This is a genomic window from Streptomyces sp. WMMB 714, from assembly GCF_900090125.1.
Lineage (GTDB): Bacteria > Actinomycetota > Actinomycetes > Streptomycetales > Streptomycetaceae > Streptomyces > Streptomyces daqingensis.
In genome coordinates this window covers 378,292-394,991 of the sequence record NZ_FMHJ01000006.1, presented here as the reverse complement: position 1 = coordinate 394,991, position 16,700 = coordinate 378,292, and the positions used below count along the sequence as shown (strand labels likewise).

The 16,700-nt window shown below is 70.5% G+C and carries 13 protein-coding genes and 1 tRNA gene; 10 read left to right on the top strand and 4 right to left on the bottom strand.

Annotation, left to right across the window (positions count from 1 at the left end; all coding sequences use genetic code 11):
• Positions 1–59: 59 nt before the first annotated feature.
• Genes H181DRAFT_RS13810 through H181DRAFT_RS13800 form a run of 3 tightly spaced genes read right to left on the bottom strand, consistent with a single transcriptional unit; the run spans position 60 to position 5,196 of the window.
• Positions 60–2,213, bottom strand: coding sequence for an acetate--CoA ligase family protein (locus H181DRAFT_RS13810; RefSeq protein ID WP_045864670.1), 2,154 nt, complete (start codon positions 2,211–2,213; stop codon positions 60–62).
• Between the two features lie 3 nt (positions 2,214–2,216).
• Positions 2,217–3,449, bottom strand: a complete 1,233-nt coding sequence (gene frc / locus H181DRAFT_RS13805; protein ID WP_074467860.1) for a formyl-CoA transferase — start codon at positions 3,447–3,449, stop codon at positions 2,217–2,219.
• A gap of 46 nt (positions 3,450–3,495) precedes the next feature.
• Positions 3,496–5,196: a thiamine pyrophosphate-binding protein gene (locus tag H181DRAFT_RS13800; protein WP_045864669.1), complete on the bottom strand. Its 1,701-nt coding sequence runs from the start codon at positions 5,194–5,196 to the stop codon at positions 3,496–3,498.
• Between the two features lie 152 nt (positions 5,197–5,348).
• Here H181DRAFT_RS13800 and sucC point away from each other — a divergent pair, with 152 nt between their 5' ends.
• The 8 genes from sucC to H181DRAFT_RS13760 all read left to right on the top strand — a co-directional run bounded on the left by sucC (position 5,349) and on the right by H181DRAFT_RS13760 (position 14,840).
• The gene (sucC, locus tag H181DRAFT_RS13795) at positions 5,349–6,512 is read left to right on the top strand and encodes an ADP-forming succinate--CoA ligase subunit beta (RefSeq protein ID WP_045864668.1); all 1,164 of its coding nucleotides are present in this window, start codon (positions 5,349–5,351) and stop codon (positions 6,510–6,512) included.
• 15 nt (positions 6,513–6,527) lie between these two features.
• A complete protein-coding gene (gene sucD, locus H181DRAFT_RS13790; protein WP_045864667.1) occupies positions 6,528–7,406 on the top strand; it encodes a succinate--CoA ligase subunit alpha in 879 nt (292 codons plus the stop codon).
• Between the two features lie 229 nt (positions 7,407–7,635).
• Complete coding sequence (locus tag H181DRAFT_RS13785; RefSeq protein WP_045864666.1) at positions 7,636–9,219, top strand: aldehyde dehydrogenase family protein; 1,584 nt, start codon at positions 7,636–7,638, stop codon at positions 9,217–9,219.
• Between the two features lie 134 nt (positions 9,220–9,353).
• Positions 9,354–9,438: transfer RNA gene (locus tag H181DRAFT_RS13780), tRNA-Leu, on the top strand.
• Between the two features lie 370 nt (positions 9,439–9,808).
• The gene (locus H181DRAFT_RS13775; protein WP_045864665.1) at positions 9,809–11,353 is read left to right on the top strand and encodes a Re/Si-specific NAD(P)(+) transhydrogenase subunit alpha; all 1,545 of its coding nucleotides are present in this window, start codon (positions 9,809–9,811) and stop codon (positions 11,351–11,353) included.
• A 6-nt stretch (positions 11,354–11,359) separates the two neighbouring features.
• Positions 11,360–12,838, top strand: coding sequence for a Re/Si-specific NAD(P)(+) transhydrogenase subunit beta (gene pntB / locus H181DRAFT_RS13770; protein ID WP_045864664.1), 1,479 nt, complete (start codon positions 11,360–11,362; stop codon positions 12,836–12,838).
• A gap of 217 nt (positions 12,839–13,055) precedes the next feature.
• The gene (locus tag H181DRAFT_RS13765; RefSeq protein WP_045864663.1) at positions 13,056–14,252 is read left to right on the top strand and encodes a Glu/Leu/Phe/Val dehydrogenase dimerization domain-containing protein; all 1,197 of its coding nucleotides are present in this window, start codon (positions 13,056–13,058) and stop codon (positions 14,250–14,252) included.
• A 231-nt stretch (positions 14,253–14,483) separates the two neighbouring features.
• The gene (locus H181DRAFT_RS13760; RefSeq protein WP_045864662.1) at positions 14,484–14,840 is read left to right on the top strand and encodes a hypothetical protein; all 357 of its coding nucleotides are present in this window, start codon (positions 14,484–14,486) and stop codon (positions 14,838–14,840) included.
• Between the two features lie 47 nt (positions 14,841–14,887).
• Here the strand turns inward: H181DRAFT_RS13760 and H181DRAFT_RS13755 are convergent, their stop codons facing one another.
• The gene (locus H181DRAFT_RS13755) at positions 14,888–15,388 is read right to left on the bottom strand and encodes an ATP-binding protein (RefSeq protein WP_045864661.1); all 501 of its coding nucleotides are present in this window, start codon (positions 15,386–15,388) and stop codon (positions 14,888–14,890) included.
• A 165-nt stretch (positions 15,389–15,553) separates the two neighbouring features.
• Between H181DRAFT_RS13755 and H181DRAFT_RS13750 the strand changes: the two genes are divergently transcribed.
• Both H181DRAFT_RS13750 and H181DRAFT_RS13745 read left to right on the top strand, forming a co-directional pair.
• Positions 15,554–16,402, top strand: a complete 849-nt coding sequence (locus tag H181DRAFT_RS13750; RefSeq protein WP_045864801.1) for a helix-turn-helix domain-containing protein — start codon at positions 15,554–15,556, stop codon at positions 16,400–16,402.
• The gene (locus H181DRAFT_RS13745; protein WP_045864660.1) at positions 16,399–16,611 is read left to right on the top strand and encodes a DUF397 domain-containing protein; all 213 of its coding nucleotides are present in this window, start codon (positions 16,399–16,401) and stop codon (positions 16,609–16,611) included. Before H181DRAFT_RS13750 ends, H181DRAFT_RS13745 begins: the two co-directional genes overlap by 4 nt.
• Positions 16,612–16,700 lie beyond the last annotated feature (89 nt).

Genomic DNA, 16,700 nt, shown 5'->3' with positions numbered 1-16,700 from the left:
CCGCCGCGACGGCGGGGAGCTGGCCCCCGCCACCGCGGAACGGTCCCGCAGCACGGCCCCTACAGGAGCCCCGCCGCCCGTGCCCACCGGTACTTGGCTCCCAGTACGGCCACGGGCTTCTCAGTCGTGTACGGGTAGGCGACCACTCCTCGCTCGAAGAGGTACGCGCATGCTTCCTCGACCTCCACATCGCCAGCAAGGGAGGCCACGACGGGTTTTTCGATTCCCTTCTCCCGTGCCTCGGCGACGACCCGGGCCGTCAGCTCCGCGAAGACCATGGGCGGAGTGACGATCGTGTGCCAGTAGCCGAGGACCAATGAGTGGATACGCGGGTCCTCCAGGCCGAGGCGGATGGTGGCCTCGTACGTGGAAGGCGGCTCGCCTCCGGTGATGTCCACCGGGTTGCCCGCGGCGCCGAACGGCGGGATGAAGGCGCGGAACGCCTCGTCCAGGTCCGGCGGAATCTCCATGAGAGACATTCCGTTGTCGACGATGGCGTCCGAGAGCAGCACGCCCGAACCGCCCGCGCCGGTGATGATGACGGTGTTGTCACCCTGCGGAGTGGGCAGAACGGGCAGGGCCCGCGCGTACTCCAGCATCTCGTTCAGGCCGGGCGCCCGGATGACGCCGGCCTGCCGCAGGATGTCGTCGTAGACGGCGTCGTCGCCGGCCAGCGCGCCCGTGTGGGAGCCGGCCGCCTTGGCGCCCGCGCTGGTGCGGCCCGCCTTGAGCACCACGACGGGCTTCTTGGGCACGGTCTCCCGCGCCGCCTCCACGAACGCCCGCCCGTCCTTGAGGTCTTCCAGGTGCATCGCGATGCACTCGGTGTTCGGGTCGTCCGCGAAGTAGGTGAGCAGGTCGTCCTCGTCCAGGTCGGACTTGTTGCCGAGTCCGACGATCGCCGAGACACCGGTGCTGGTGCTGCGGGCGAAGCCGAGGATGGCCATGCCGATGCCGCCCGACTGGGAGGTGAGCGCCACACCGCCCTTGACGTCGTAGGGCGTGCAGAACGTGGCGCACAGGTCCTGCCACGTCGAGTAGTAGCCGTAGATGTTCGGGCCCAGGAGCCGCACGCCGTGCTTCTCGCCGATGGCCACGATCTTGTCCTGCAGCTCCACCTCGCCGGTCTCGGCGAAGCCGGACGGAATGAGGACGGCGTTCGGGATGCCCTTGGCGCCGACGGCCTCCAGCGTGTCGGGCACGAACTTCGCCGGGACGGCGAAGACGGCCACATCCACCTCGCCGGGGATGTCGGCGACCGACTTGTACGCCTTGCGCCCCAGGATCTCGTCGGCCTTGGGGTTCACCGGGTGGATCTCCCCGGGGAATCCGCCGTCGACGAGGTTGCGCATCACCGAGTTGCCGATCTTGCCCTGCTCGTTGGAGGCGCCGATCACCGCGACGGAGCTCGGCTGCATCAGCCGCTTCATCGACACGCGGATCTCCTCCGGCGTGTAGCGCCGGCGCTCGGCGGGCTCGTCCTCCGTGAGCAGGATGCGGATGTCGGCGGCCGTCGCGCCGTCCGCCGACGCGAAGACGGGGTTGAGGTCGACCTCCGCCAGCTCCGGGAAGTCGTGCGTGAGCTGCGAGACCGCCACGATCACCCGCGCCAGCGCGTCGCGGTCGACGGGGTCGCCGCCGCGTACGCCCTTGAGGATCTCCGCCGCCCCGATGCCGTCCAGCATCGACATGGCGTCCTCGGTCGTGGCCGGAGCGAGCCGGAAGGTGACGTCCTTGAGGACCTCCACCAGCACGCCGCCCAGCCCGAAGGCGACGACCTTCCCGAACGTCGGGTCGGTGACGGTGCCGACCAGCACCTCCTGGCCGGGCTTGGCCATCTGCTGCACCTGCACGCCCAGTACGTTCGCCTCGGCGTCGTACTCGCGGGCGTTGCCGACGATCTCGCAGTACGCGCTGCGCACTTCGGCGGAGGAGGAGACGCCCACGCGCACGCCGCCCGCGTCGGTCTTGTGCAGGATGTCCGGCGAGACGATCTTCATCACGACGGGGAACCCGAGCCTGTCCGCCAACTGCACGGCCTCGTCGGCCGATTCGGCGAGGCCCTCGTCCGGTACCGGGATGCCGTAGGCGTCGGCGACCCGCTTGCCCTCGGGGGCCGTCAGCGCCGTGCGCCCCTCGGCGCGGGCGGCGTCCAGCACCGCACGTACCGCGTCCTTGTCCGGCGTGCCGGCGCTGTCGTTGTGCTGCGCCATGGGTCAGATCACTCCGTTCGTCTTGAGCAGCGCCAGTTCTTCCTCGTTGAGGCCCAGCTCGCCTATGAAGACCTCCTCGTTGTGCTCGCCCAGGAGCGGTGAGGGGGTGATCTCCACGGGGGAGTCCGAGAGCTTCATCGGGGAGCCGACGGTGGTGAAGGAGCCGCGCTCGGGGTGCTCGACCTCGACGATCATCCCGTTGGCGGCGAGGGACTCGTCCTCGACGATCTCCTTCGTCGAAAGGATCGGCCCGCAGGGGATGTTGTGGGCGTTGAGCGCGCCCAGCACCTCCCACTTGGGCATCGTGGAGGACCACTCCTCGATGAGCTGGAACATCTTGCCGAGCTTCGGCAGGCGCGCCTCGGGCGTGTTCCACTCCGGGTCGTCGGCGAGTTCGGGACGGCCGATGAGCTTCGTCAGCGGCTCCCATCCGACGGGCTGCACGATCACGTACACGTAGTCGTTGGGGCCGCCGGGCGCGCACTTGACGGCCCAGCCGGGCTGGCCGCCGCCGGAGGCGTTGCCCGAGCGCGGCACCTCGTCGCCGAAGTCCTCGTTCGGGTACTCGCCGAGCGGGCCGTGCGCCAGCCGCTGCTGGTCCCGCAGCTTGACCCGGCAGAGGTTGAGCACCGAGTGCTGCATGGCCACGTTGACGCGCTGTCCCCGGCCCGTGCGCTCACGCTGGAGCAGCGCCGCGAGGATCGCGGCGACGGTGTGCACGCCGGTTCCCGAGTCGCCGATCTGCGCACCGGTCGCCAGCGGCGGCCCGTCCTCGAAGCCGGTCGTCGACATCGAGCCGCCCATGGCCTGCGCGACGACCTCGTACGCCTTGAAGCTGGTGTACGGGCCTTCGCCGAAGCCCTTGATGGAGGCGTAGACCAGCTTCGGGTTGATCTGCTTGATGCGGTCCCAGGTGAAGCCCATCCGGTCCACGGCTCCGGGGCCGAAGTTCTCCACCAGCACGTCGCTGCGGCGGATGAGCTCCGTCAGCAGCTCCTTGCCGCGGTCGGACTTGGTGTTGAGCGTGATGCTGCGCTTGTTGCAGTTGAGCATCGTGAAGTAGAGGGAGTCCACGTCGGGGAGGTCCCGCAGCTGCTTGCGGGTGATGTCCCCCGAGGTGGCCTCCAGCTTGATCACGTCGGCGCCGAGCCAGGCGAGGAGCTGCGTGGCGGAGGGGCCCGACTGGACGTGGGTCATGTCCAGTACGCGGATTCCGTCGAGTGCCTTCTCGGTCACTGTCGTCGTGCCGGTCGTATCCGTCACGTCGGTCACAGCAGTCACCTCACTTGTACATGGTCTGGTTCATGGTTCCGGGCGCGTACGCGTCCGGGTCGATCCACACGTTGACCAGGGACGGCTTGCCGGACGCGCGGGCGCGCTCCAGCGCGGGCCTGATCTCGGAGGGTTCGCGCACCTCTTCGCCGTGGCCGCCGAGCATCCGCGCGAACTGGTCGTAGGGCACGTCGCCGAGGGTGTTGCCGACCCGTTCGCGCGCTTCTCCGTACTTGGCCTTCTGGCCGTAACGGATCTGGTTCATCGAGGAGTTGTTGCCGACGATGCCCACGAAGGGCAGGTCGTAGCGGACGAGCGTCTCGAAGTCCCAGCCGGTCAGGGAGAAGGCGCCGTCGCCGAAGAGCGCGACGACCTCCTTGTCCGGACGGGCCTGCTTGGCGGCCAGGACGAACGGCACGCCCACGCCGAGCGTTCCGAGCGGTCCCGGGTCCATCCAGTTGCCGGGCGCCTTGGGCTGCACGACCTGGCCGGAGAAGGTGACGATGTCGCCGCCGTCGCCGATGTAGAGCGAGTCCTCGGTGAGGAAGTCGTTGATCTCGCTCACGAGCCGGTACGGGTGGATGGGCGAGGCGTCCGAACGCAGCTGCGGCAGCCGCTTCTCCAGCGCGGTCTGCTCGGCGCTGCGCAGCTCCTCGATCCACGCCTTCCGCTTCTCGGCGCCGCCGTTGATGCGTCCGGAGGCGGCCTGCGTGACGGCCGAGAGCACCAGGTCGGCGGAGCCGACGATGCCCAGGTCGATGTCGCGGTTCTTGCCGACCGTGCGGTAGTCGAGGTCGATCTGGACGACCGTCGCGTCGGGGGAGAGGCGCTTGCCGTAGCCCATGCGGAAGTCGAAGGGCGTGCCGACGATGATGATGAGGTCGGCGTTGGAGAAGGCGTAGCGGCGCGAGAGCTGGAAGTGGTGCGGGTCGCCGGGCGGCAGGGTTCCGCGGCCCGCGCCGTTCATGTACGCGGGGACGTTCAGCGTGCGCACCAGCTCCGTCGCGGCGTCCGTCGCGCGGCACGTCCAGGTCTGGCTGCCGAGCAGGATCGCCGGACGCTCGGCCTGCACCAGCAGGTCGGCGAGCTTCTGCACGGAGTCCGGGTCGCCCGGCTGCCGCGTGGAGGCCCGGTAGTTGCCGGCCTTGGGGACCCTGGCCTTCTCGACGGGGACCTTCGCGTCGAGCACGTCGCGCGGGATCTCCAGGAAGGAGGGCCCGGGTGCGCCGTGGTAGCACTCGCGGAAGGCCATCGAGACCATGTCCGCGGCCCGGGCCGTGTCGGGCACGGTGGAGGCGAACTTGGTGATCGGCCCCATCATGTCGACGTGCGGGAGGTCCTGCAGGGAGCCCATCTTGTGCTGCGTGTGGGCCCCTTGGCCGCCGATGAGCAGCATGGGCGACTCCGCGCGGAAGGCGTTGGCGACGCCGGTCACGGCGTCGGTCGTGCCCGGTCCGGCGGTGACGACGGCGCAGCCGGGTTTGCCGGTGAGCCGGGCGTAGCCGTCCGCGGCGTGCGCCGCTACCTGTTCGTGGCGTACGTCGACGACGTCGATTCCCTCGTCGACGCAGCCGTCGTAGATGTCGATGATGTGGCCGCCGCAGAGCGTGTAGATGACCTCCACGCCCTCCGCCTTGAGCGCCTTGGCGACCAGGTGCCCGCCGGATATCAGTTCCTGGCTTTCCTGGCTGTCCTGGCTGTCGTCGGGCATGGCGTATCGAGTCCCTTCGTCGGGTGTGGAGCACGGTCAGAGCAGATTGCATACAGTCGACGAATACTGTATGAACCTTGTTATCCCGCATCGACTGGGCGATGTCCAGGGGGCGTGCACCGATCGTTTCGAAGATCGACCAGGGAGCACATGTGGACCTTTACGAGCACCAGGCGAGGGAACTCTTCGATCGCCACGGCGTCCTGGTACCGGAAGCCGAGGTCGTGGACACCGCGCGAGCTGCGCGGGAAGCGGCCGGAAGGCTCGGTGCCGGCAGGCACGGCGTCGTGGTCAAGGCACAGGTGAAGACAGGAGGCAGGGGCAAGGCCGGCGGCGTCAAGATGGCAGCCGATGCGGCGGCGGCCGAGATCACCGCGCGTCAGATCCTGGGCATGGACATCAAGGGCCACACCGTGCACAGCGTCATGCTCGCCAGCCCCGTGGACGTGGAGAAGGAGTACTACGTCTCCTACGTCCTCGACCGTGCCGCGGGCGGTTTCGTCGCCATCGCCTCCGCCGAGGGCGGGATGGAGATCGAGGAGGTGGCGGCGGCGCGCCCCGAAGCCGTCGCGCGTGTCCCGATCGACCCCGCCCGCGGCGTGACACCCGAAGTCGCCGACCGGATCGTCTCCGAGGCCGGGCTCCCCGAGGACGTGGCCCCCGTCCTGCGCAAGCTGTGGACCGTCCTGGAGTCGGAGGACGCGCTGCTCGTCGAGGTCAACCCCCTCGTCCGTACCGGCGACGGCTCCGTCGTCGCCCTCGACGGCAAGGTGACCCTGGACGACAACGCCCGCTTCCGCCAGGCCCGTTGGGGCGAGAGTGCGGAGGCGTCGCCAGGCGGTGAGGGCGGGCGGCTGGAGGCCGAGGCCGCGGCCAAGGGGCTCAACTACGTGAAGCTGGAAGGGGAGGTCGGCGTCATCGGCAACGGCGCGGGGCTGGTGATGTCCACGCTCGATGTCGTCGCGGGCTGCGGCGCCAGGCCGGCCAACTTCCTCGACATCGGAGGGGGAGCCTCCGCGCAGGTGATGGCCGACGGCCTCGCCCTCGTCCTGGGCGACCCGGACGTGAAGTCGCTTCTCGTCAACGTCTTCGGAGGCATCACCGCCTGCGACGCCGTCGCCGAGGGCATCACCCAGGCCCTGGGCCAGGTCCGGCTGACCAAGCCGCTCGTCGTGCGCCTCGACGGCAACAACGCCGTCCGCGGCCGCGAGATCCTCGAGGCGAACCCCCACCCGCTGCTGGAGCAGCGGACCACCATGGACGGCGCCGCCCAGCGTGCCGCCGAACTGGCCACTGCCGCGGCCGCGGCCGCATAGGGAGGCGGGACACCAATGGCGATCTTCCTCAGCAAGGCAAGCAAGGTCATCGTCCAGGGCATGACCGGCGCGGAAGGCATGAAGCACACGCGCCGGATGCTCGCGGCGGGCACCGACATCGTGGCCGGCGTCAACCCGCGCAAGGCGGGCCGGGACGTCGACGTCGACGGGCGTCCGGTACCCGTCTTCGGCTCGGTCGCGGAGGCGCGGGAGGCGACGGGGGCCGACGTCTCGGTGCTGTTCGTGCCACCCGCCTTCTCCAGGGCGGCGGTTCAGGAGGCCGTCGACGCGGGGATGCCGCTCGCCGTCGTCATCACCGAGGGCATCCCCGTGCACGACGCCGTCGCCTTCCGCGCGTACGCGCAGGAGCGCGGCACCCGCATCATCGGCCCCAACTGCCCGGGGCTCATCAGCCCCGGGCAGTCCAACGCCGGCATCATCCCCGCCGACATCGCCCCCGAGCCGGGCCGCATCGGGCTCGTCTCGAAATCCGGCACCCTCACCTACCAGCTCATGTACGAGCTGCGCGAGATCGGCTTCTCCTCCTGCGTGGGCATCGGCGGCGACCCCGTCATCGGCACCACGCACATCGACTGCCTCGAAGCGTTCGAGGCCGACCCCGAGACCGATCTGATCGTGATGATCGGCGAGATCGGCGGCGACGCGGAGGAGCGGGCCGCCGCCTTCATCAAGGAGAACGTCACCAAGCCCGTCATCGGCTACGTGGCCGGCTTCACCGCTCCGGAGGGCAAGACGATGGGGCACGCCGGAGCGATCGTCTCCGGCTCCTCGGGCACGGCCCGGGCCAAGAAGGAGGCGCTGGAGGCGGCGGGCGTACGGGTGGGCGAGACGCCGACCGGCACGGCGCGGCTGGTGCTCGACCGGCTCTCCTGACGCCCGGGCCCGGATCCGGGCCCGCCCCCGTCCCCGAACCGGGGCGCCGGCCGTGCTGCCGGCGCCCCGGTGGACGTGACGTTGCGCATACCGCTGCGAAGACCGGTGACCAGTCGCCCGCGACTCGCTACTGTCCAGTAATAACACCGGGCGTTCCCCGTGCAATCAGGGATGTCCGCGTGCAACCCCCCACAACCCGCCCCGTACTGCAACGAGAGCGGAGACCGCGATGGGCCACCGACCCACATCCGCACCCGTCACCCCGCCCACCCTCGCGCTCAAACCCGGCACCGCCTGGAGCGACGTGTGGCGGCGCTGCCGCGAGCTCGCCCCGGAGGCCTTCGCCGGCGACGGCCGCGTGCTCGCCCTGTGGCGGGGCGGCTGGCAGGCGGGCGGCGCGTCGCGGACGGCCACGAGCCCCGTCGACGGCACGCGGGTGTGCGCACCGCCGTCGCTCGACGCCGACACGGCGCGCCAGGCCGTCTCCGCCGCCCTGGACCAGCACCGCGCCTGGCGCCACGTGGCGCTGCCGGAGCGCCGGGCCCGCGTGGCGGCGACCCTCGACGCACTCGCCGAACACCGCGAACTGCTCGCGCTGCTGCTGGTGTGGGACATCGGCAAGCCGTGGCGGCTCGCACGGGCCGACGTCGACCGGGCCGTCGACGGCGTGCGCTGGTACGTCGACCGGATCGACACGATGCTCGACGGCCGCACACCGCTGCCCGGCCCCGTCAGCAACCTCCCCGGCTGGAACAACCCGATGAGCGTGCTCGTACGCGGCATGCTCGTCCAGGCGCTCGCCGGCAACGCCGTCATCGCCAGGGCCCCGGACGACGGGGGAGCCGCCGGGCTGACGCTGGCGTGCGCGCTCGCGGCACGCGAAGGGCTGCCGCTCACCCTCGTCGGCGGCGACGAGCAGGAAGTGACCGAACACCTCGTGCGCGCACCGGAGATCGGCTGCGTCTCCTTCGCCGGCGGACGCGACGCCGCACCGGCCGCGGACGCCGGCAAGCGGCACATCGTGGAGACGGAAGGGCTCAACTCCTGGGGCGTCTGGGACTATTCGGACTGGGAGGCGCTCACCCCGCTCATCCGCGGCACGTTCGAGCACGCGAAGCAACGCGGCGCCGCCTGCCCCCGGTTCGTCGTGCAGCGCCGCCTCTTCGCGGGCTTCCTCGACGCGTACCTCGCCGCCGTCCGCTCCGTGCGCTTCGGCCATCCGCTCGCGGTGGCGCACCCCGAGGACTACCTCCCGGAGCTGGACTTCGGCCCCCTGATCAACGCCGCGACCGCCACGGAGCTGGCGGCCCGGACACGGGAGGCCGTCGAGCACGGTGCGGTGCCCCTTTACCAGGGCTCCCTCGCGGACGGCCGCTTCCTGCCCGGGCAGGACACCTCCGCCTACCTGCCGCCCACGGCGCTGCTCTCGCCGCCGCCCTCCTCGCCGCTGCACCGGGCGGAGTCCGTCGGCCCGGTCGACACCGTCGTCCTGGCCGACACCGAGGCGGAGCTCGTCGCCGGGATGAACGCCGGGGACGGCGCCCTCGTCGCGACCCTCTCCACCGACGACGAGGCGCTGTACGACCGGCTCGCACCCCGGATCCGGGCCGCCAGGACCGACCGCAACAGACCCCGCTCCCGCAGCGGCCACGACGGACCGCACGGCGGTTCCGCCTCCCGGCCCGGCGCCTTCGCCGGGGGCGAACTCCTCGTGCACGCCGTCACCGACGGCCCACCCGGCGGGAGACCGCCCGGCGGCCTCCCCGGTGGCGGTACCCGGCCGAAGGCCGGATCCCCGCAGGCGGCGGCCTGACCGCCCGCCCGCAAGGCGGCCCGGCGACTGTCTGCCGGGGCGCCCCTCACTCGGCGATTACGGAGGTGAAGAGCGATCCGAAAGCTTGGTATGGTTGTCCCCGTCGCCACGGCAGAGCCGGGGCGATACACCTTGTCCGGGTGGCGGAATGGCAGACGCGCTAGCTTGAGGTGCTAGTGCCCTTTACAGGGCGTGGGGGTTCAAGTCCCCCCTCGGACACTCTCATTGCGGCGGTGCCGGTCGGTTCTCGATCGGCACCAGCGGATTCTCCTCTTCTCAGGGTTCCGTTCTTCTCCCCTCGCCGATGGGCTTGTCCGACGGCAGCCGCCGTCCCCTCCGCACAGTCGCGCCCAGCCGCCGGAACCGGCTGACGCGCTCGTGCGTCTCGCCGGCGCCCCCTCCACGCGAAGCGGCTTCCGCAGCACAGGCGGACGCCCCACCCCGTGACAGCAGGCAGCCCGTTGCGGGAGAGTCCTCGCTCTCCGCCGCAGGCACGCAGACACTACGAAGAAGAACCCTGAGCAGACCCGTCAGCTGGCCGTCCGGCCCCACGGACCACCCAGCGCCCATACCGCGCAAAGGGAGACCGATGTCAGATCCACAGCCGCTCCACGTAGGCGTAGCCGCCGAGTCGAGAGCCGGAGAGACCCGGGTGGCGGCCACGCCCGACACCGTCCGGCACATCATCAAGCTCGGCTACGAGGTCGTCGTCGAGTCCGGAGCCGGCGAGGCCTCGGGCTTTCCCGACGAGAAGTACACCGAGGCGGGCGCGAGCATCGAGGGCGCCTGGCAGTCGGACGTCGTCCTGAAGATCAACGAGCCGTCGCAGGAGGAGATCGCGCGGCTCAAGGACGGGGCGACGCTCATCGGGATGATCAGCCCCGGCCTCAACCCCGGCCTCCTGGACGAGCTCGCGCAGCGCCCCGTCACGGTGCTGTCCATGGACGCCGTGCCGCGGATCTCCCGGGCACAGTCGATGGACGTGCTCAGCTCGATGGCCAACATCGCCGGCTACCGGGCGGTCGTCGAGGCGGCTCACGTCTTCGGGCGGTTCTTCACCGGCCAGGTCACCGCCGCGGGGAAGGTGCCGCCGGCCAAGGTGCTGGTGGCGGGCGCGGGAGTCGCCGGCCTCGCGGCGATCGGCGCCGCGTCCAGCCTGGGCGCGGTCGTACGGGCGACCGACCCCCGGCCGGAGGTCGCCGACCAGGTCCGCTCCCTGGGCGGGGAGTACCTCGCGGTCGAGGTCGAGCAGGAGGCGTCCACCGACGGATACGCCAAGCAGACCTCCGAGGAGTACAACCGCAGGGCCGCGGAGATCTACAGCGAGCAGGCGGCGGACGTCGACATCATCGTCACCACGGCGCTCATCCCCGGAAAGCCGGCTCCCCGGCTGGTCACGGCGGCGGACGTCGCGTCGATGAAGCCCGGCAGCGTCATCGTCGACATGGCGGCCGCGCAGGGCGGCAACGTCGAGGGGACGGTCCCCGGGAAGGCCGTGGTCACGGACAACGGCGTGACCATCGTCGGCTACACCGACCTCCCCGGGAGGCTGCCCGCCCAGGCGTCCCAGCTCTACGGAACCAACCTCGTCAACCTTCTGAAGTTGCTCACACCGGAGAAGGACGGCCAGCTGCGGCTGGACTTCGACGACGTGGTCCAGCGCTCCGTCACCGTGGTCCGCGACGGTGAGAAGACCTGGCCCCCTCCGCCCGTGCAGGTGTCGGCGGCGAAACCGGCCGCAGCGGAGGCGAAGGCCGCAGCTCCGGCGGCGGAGGAGAAGCCCGCCCTGTCGTCCGCCGCCAAGCACACCCTCACCGGTGCCGGCATGGCGGCGCTGTTCGCGCTGATCGCCGTCTCACCGGCCCAACTGCAGAGGAACTTCACGGTCTTCGCGCTCGCCGTCGTCATCGGCTACTACGTCATCGGGAAGGTGCACCACGCCCTGCACACGCCGCTGATGTCGGTGACGAACGCGATCTCCGGGATCGTCGTCGTCGGGGCGCTGCTGCAGATCGGGCACGAGGGGACGACCGTCACCGTCCTGTCCTTCGTGGCGATCCTGCTGACCAGCATCAACATCTTCGGAGGCTTCTCCGTCACCCGCCGCATGCTCGGCATGTTCTCGAAAGGCTGAGGCCCCATGGACGCCACCACTTCCGCCGCCGAGCTCGTCGCGGCACTCCTGTTCATCATGAGCCTCGCCGGGCTCTCCCGGCACCGGACCTCCCGTGCCGGGGTGGCCTTCGGGATCTGCGGCATGGCGCTCGCGCTGGTCGCGACGGTCGCCGTCGCCGCCGTCGACATCTCCGCCACCGCCACCGTGCTGGTACTCGTCGCGATGGCGGCCGGCGCCGCCGCCGGCCTGTGGCGGGCCCGTCTCGTGGCGATGACCGAGATGCCGGAACTCATCGCGATCCTGCACAGCTTCGTCGGTGTCGCCGCCGTGCTCGTCGGCTGGAACAGCTACCTCCAGGTCGAGGCGAAGGGCGCGGAGCAGACGCACGTCGCCGCGGAACTCCTGCGCATCCACCACGCGGAGGTCTTCATCGGGATCTTCATCGGCGCGGTCACCTTCACCGGTTCCGTCGTCGCCTACTTGAAGCTGTCCGCGCGCATCAAGTCGCAGCCGCTGGTCCTCCCCGGCAAGAACGCGCTGAACCTCGGCGCGCTGGCTGCCTTCGCCGCGCTGACGGTCTGGTTCGCGATCACCCCCGGCCTCGGGCTGATGATCGCGGTCACTGTGCTCGCGCTCGCCCTCGGAGTGCACCTGGTCGCCTCGATCGGCGGAGGCGACATGCCCGTCGTCGTCTCGATGCTCAACAGCTACTCGGGCTGGGCCGCGGCGGCTGCGGGATTCCTCCTCGACAACAACCTGCTCATCGTCACCGGCGCGCTCGTCGGCTCCTCCGGTGCGTACCTCTCGTACATCATGTGCAAGGGCATGAACCGGTCGTTCATCTCGGTCATCGCCGGAGGCTTCGGGATCGAGGCCCCGGCGAGCGGCGACGCCGAACAGGGCGAGCACCGCGAGACCACCGCGGCGGAGACCGCGGAACTCCTCGACGGGGCGACCTCGGTGATCATCACGCCCGGGTACGGCATGGCCGTCGCGCAGGCCCAGCACCCGGTCGCCGAACTGACCCGCTCGCTGCGGGACCGCGGCGTCGACGTCCGGTTCGGCGTGCACCCCGTCGCCGGGCGGCTGCCCGGGCACATGAACGTCCTCCTCGCCGAGGCGAAGGTGCCCTACGACATCGTGCTCGAAATGGACGAGATCAACGACGACTTCGCGAGCACCTCGGTCGTCCTCGTGATCGGCGCCAACGACACGGTCAACCCCGCGGCGACGGAGGACCCGACCAGCCCGATCGCCGGGATGCCCGTGCTGAAGGCATGGGAGGCGGAGCACGTCGTCATCTTCAAGCGCTCGATGGCCTCGGGCTACGCCGGTGTGCAGAACCCGCTGTTCTTCCGTGAGAACAGCAGCATGCTCTTCGGCGACGCGAAGCAGAGCGTGGAGGACATCCTCCGCGCGCTGCCCGAGCGGTCCCAGGGCCCGGCCCGCGCAGGTGGCGGTACGGCGCAGAAGCCGGTGACCGCGGGGTCGCCAGCGGACTGACGCGGGGGTGCGTGGCTGTCGCCGCGCGGCATGCGAGAGTCTTCGGCCCGTCGCCCGGTGGGGGCGGCGGGCCGAAGTCCGTACGGAGCCGAAGTCCGCACGAGCGTCCGCAGGTTGCGATGGGACGGGCGGGGGCGGGCCGGGACCCCGGGCGGGCAGGCCGTCCGGCGCACGTCGGATCATGTCTCGTGATCCGCCGACCCCGAGGAGCCCTCCGATGAGCACCGGCAGCGCATCCGCGCCCTTGTTCTCCGTCACCTGGACCGACCATGTCACCGGCTACCAGGGTCACTTGGTCATCGACCGGCTCGTGCGCGGCGTCTCCAGCGGCGGACTGCGCATGCGCAAGGGCTGCACCCTGGACGAAGTGGCCGGCCTCGCCCGCGGCATGACGATGAAGGAAGCCCTCCACTACGACCCTCAGGCCCGCTACATCCCGCTGGGCGGCGCGAAGGGCGGCATCGACTGCGACCCGCAGGACCCCGAGGCGTACGGCGTCCTCGTGCGCTACCTGCGGGCCATGCGCCCGCACATCGAGAACTTCTGGACCACGGGCGAGGACCTCGGCCTCACCCAGGCCACCGTCGACGCGGCGGCGGCCGAGGCCGGTCTGTGCTCCACCGTCCAGGCCGTCTATCCACTGCTCGACGACGAACAGGCCGCGCGGCAGCGGCTGGACGACGCCTTCGCCATCGACGTGGACGGCATCGGACTCGACGAACTGGCGGGCGGCTGCGGCGTCGCGGAAGCGGTGCTCGCGGGCCTCGACAGGGCGGGAGCGGCGCACGGGGAGACGCGGGTCGCGCTGCAGGGCTTCGGCACCATGGGCGGTTCCGCCGCCCGGTTCCTCGCACATGCCGGACTGAGGATCGTCGCGGTCGCCGACGCCGACGGAACCATCGCCAACCCGGCGGGACTCGACGTGGAGGCGCTGCTCGCCGCACGCGACGGGTACGGCCGCGTGGACCGCTCCGCCCTGCGTCCCGGCGACGCCGAACTGCCGGACGGCGCATGGCTGTCCACCGAGGCCGAGGTTCTCGTACCCGCAGCCGTCTCCTACGCGGTGGACACCGTCAACCAGCAGCACATCAGGGCGCGTTGGGTGGTCGAGGCGGCCAACATGCCCGTACTGCCAGAGGCGGAGGCGCTGCTCGCCGCACGCGGCGTCACCGTCCTGCCGGACGTCGTCGTCAACTCCTGCACCAACGCCTGGTGGTGGTGGACCCTCTTCGGCGACATCGGCGCGGACGCGGACGAGGCCTTCGCGCACATCCGGCGCTCGATGCGCGCGCTGATCGACCTGATGCTGGCACGCGCCGAGGCCGACGGAACGAGCCCGCGCGCCGCGGCCCACGCCATCGTGGCGGAGCGCCTGCCCGTCATCGCGGAGCGATACGGGTGGTACGGGGGCTGAGTTGAGGTACGGGGGCGAGTACGGCGGGGGAGTCAGCACCTGCAAGTCGCACCCCCACGCGAGTTGAGCGCCGTACCGGAAGGGCTTCGAAGGGATCAGCCGTAGCTGCAGCTGTCAGTGCTTCGAAGGGGCCGGTGGCGGAGCACATCGCACCTGCTCTGCTCCGCGACTGTTTCTTCTGCCCCTTCGAGTGACTGGGTCTTCGTCTTGGGAGTTGGAGTGGCACCGTCCATGAAGGCGGTAGCGGTGGTCGCGGCGCCGCAAGGTGGTGAGTTCGGTGGTTGGGGGTGGTGGGGTCTCGGCGCTGTAGGAGTCCTGTGGCTCCTGTCGGTCTTCTTCTCGTTCCTGGACGGCTGGAAGATGCGGAAGCACTCCTTCGAGGAGCAGGTGGAGGTCTTCCTGGAGGACTTGCGGACGGGCGCCGTCACCAGGCGCGGCCACATCAGGCTGAATCCGCTGAAGTACACGAAGCTGACGGAGAAGGACGCGGATCGGATCGCGGAGGAGACCGGCTACCACCGGCAGAATTTCGGCACCAAGGGGCAGTGGCTCTTCTTCCGCCCGGACCCCGGTGAGGAGCTCAAGTGACCAGTTGACGCGGTCAGCTCACACACTGGCGGGTTCTTCCTCCTGTTTCAGGACTCCGCGCGACCTGCCTGCGTTCGCGGTCCCGTCCGGCGTTCCGTGTACGGCAGTTGGTACTCCGCCCATACGGTCTTGCCTGGCCCGTCGCCACGCGGCCGCCAGCCCCAGCGGGCGGAGAGCGCCGCGACGAGCAGAAGACCGCGGCCGGAGTCGCAGCCGCCGGACGGCGCGTCAACGGCCGGCTCGCGCTCCGACCGGGCATCGGTGACCTCCACACGCACGGACGGGCCGACTGCGGTCAGCGTCAGCCGGAAGTCACGTCCTGGGACCCGGCCGTGCCGCACCGCGTTCGCCGCGAGCTCCGCGACGATCAGCACGATGTCGTCGTGCGCGGCGCTGTCGTACGGGATGTCCCAGGTCTCCAGCCGGTTCCCCGCCAGCCGGCGGGCGAGGCGTGCGCCGCGCGGTGTGGAGCTGAACCGCATCGTGAAGCGGCCCACTCGGGCGGGGATCTCGGTGGTGCGAATCGGTGGAACCGTCTCGTTCGTCATGCCCGCAACGCTTCCCCCGGTGGCGTAGCGTGACCAGAGGTGACGCGCTGCGAGGAGCCAGTTGTACGCGTTGACGCCGCCGTTGTACGCGACGCGCGGCGTGACCCTTGTGGTGGGAGGGCGTTGGGTGCGGGGGAGTGGTCGCTGATGGGGCAGGGGGCGGTGATGGCGCAGGAGGAGCGCGGGCCCGAGGCCGGGATAGGGCCGGAGGACGATCCCGGTAGAGGTGTGCTGGTGGCTTTCGGGCGGCAGTTGAAGCTGCTGCGTGTCCAAGCGGGCCTGGACAGGCCGGAGTTCGGCAAGCGGACGGGGTACGCGCCGCAGTCGGTCGCCTCGTTCGAGCAGGGGCGGCGTATTCCGCCTGCGCGTTTCATCGACTCCGCCGACGAGGCGCTGGGAGCCGGGGGAGTGCTGAGGGCGCTCAAGGACGAGGTGGCCCGTGCTCAATACCCGGCGTTCTTCCGGGATATGGCGCGCCTGGAGGCCGAGGCGATCGAACTGTGCGCTTACGACACTCACGTAGTGAACGGTCTGCTGCAGACCGAGGAGTACACGCGCGCTTTGCTCGCCATGCGGCGCCCTCTTCTCGATGAGGAGACCATGGAACAGCGAACGGCGGCTCGCCTCGCTCGGCAGGAGATCTTCAACAGGTGGCCCGCCCCATTGTTGAGCTTCGTTCTCGAGGAATCCGTTCTGCGCCGTCCCCTGGGCGGACGAGCAGTCATGCGCGGCCAGTTGGAGCAGTTGCACCTCATCGGTCGGCAACGGAACGTTGAGATCCAGGTGATGCCTCTCGACCGCGAGGACAACGCGGGAGTGGACGGCCCGTTCACCGTGATCTCACGCAAAGGCGGGGAGCAGATCGTGTACATGGAGGTACAGGGCCGAAGCAGCTTGCTTACGGACCGTCGGGAAGCCCATCTTGCCGCAGCACGCTATGGGATCATCCGGTCCCAGGCCTTCACTCCGCGAGAGACCCTGGGATTCGTCGAGAGCTTGCTAGGGGAGCTATGAACACCTCAATGGTCTCGGTCACGACTCAAGCGTTGCCCTGGTTCAAGAGCAGCTACAGCGGCGCCGAGGGTGGACAGTGCGTGGAGGTCGCGGCAGCCGGTGGCGCCGTGCACGTGCGGGACTCGAAGACGTCTGCCGGTCCCGTCCTCACCGTCGGGCCCGAGGCATGGGCGGGGTTCCTCGGGATGGCCGTCGAGCGGCTGGACTGATTCCGACCGGGCCCATAGCCATAGCCGGAGCGGCGTGACCCTTGTGGTGGGAGGGCGTTGGGTGCGGGGGAGTGGTCGCTGATGGGGCA

What these genes read in the sequence shown, in the direction of transcription:
- H181DRAFT_RS13745 (WP_045864660.1), top strand. Translation starts at nt 16,399, where the DNA reads ATGAACACCTCAATGGTCTCGGTCACGACTCAAGCGTTGCCCTGGTTC.
- pntB (WP_045864664.1), top strand. Translation starts at nt 11,360, where the DNA reads ATGGACGCCACCACTTCCGCCGCCGAGCTCGTCGCGGCACTCCTGTTC.
- H181DRAFT_RS13800 (WP_045864669.1), bottom strand. Translation starts at nt 5,196, where the DNA reads ATGCCCGACGACAGCCAGGACAGCCAGGAAAGCCAGGAACTGATATCC.
- H181DRAFT_RS13810 (WP_045864670.1), bottom strand. Translation starts at nt 2,213, where the DNA reads ATGGCGCAGCACAACGACAGCGCCGGCACGCCGGACAAGGACGCGGTA.
- H181DRAFT_RS13765 (WP_045864663.1), top strand. Translation starts at nt 13,056, where the DNA reads ATGAGCACCGGCAGCGCATCCGCGCCCTTGTTCTCCGTCACCTGGACC.
- H181DRAFT_RS13750 (WP_045864801.1), top strand. Translation starts at nt 15,554, where the DNA reads ATGGCGCAGGAGGAGCGCGGGCCCGAGGCCGGGATAGGGCCGGAGGAC.
- H181DRAFT_RS13760 (WP_045864662.1), top strand. Translation starts at nt 14,484, where the DNA reads ATGAAGGCGGTAGCGGTGGTCGCGGCGCCGCAAGGTGGTGAGTTCGGT.
- H181DRAFT_RS13775 (WP_045864665.1), top strand. Translation starts at nt 9,809, where the DNA reads ATGTCAGATCCACAGCCGCTCCACGTAGGCGTAGCCGCCGAGTCGAGA.
- H181DRAFT_RS13785 (WP_045864666.1), top strand. Translation starts at nt 7,636, where the DNA reads ATGGGCCACCGACCCACATCCGCACCCGTCACCCCGCCCACCCTCGCG.
- sucD (WP_045864667.1), top strand. Translation starts at nt 6,528, where the DNA reads ATGGCGATCTTCCTCAGCAAGGCAAGCAAGGTCATCGTCCAGGGCATG.
- H181DRAFT_RS13755 (WP_045864661.1), bottom strand. Translation starts at nt 15,388, where the DNA reads ATGACGAACGAGACGGTTCCACCGATTCGCACCACCGAGATCCCCGCC.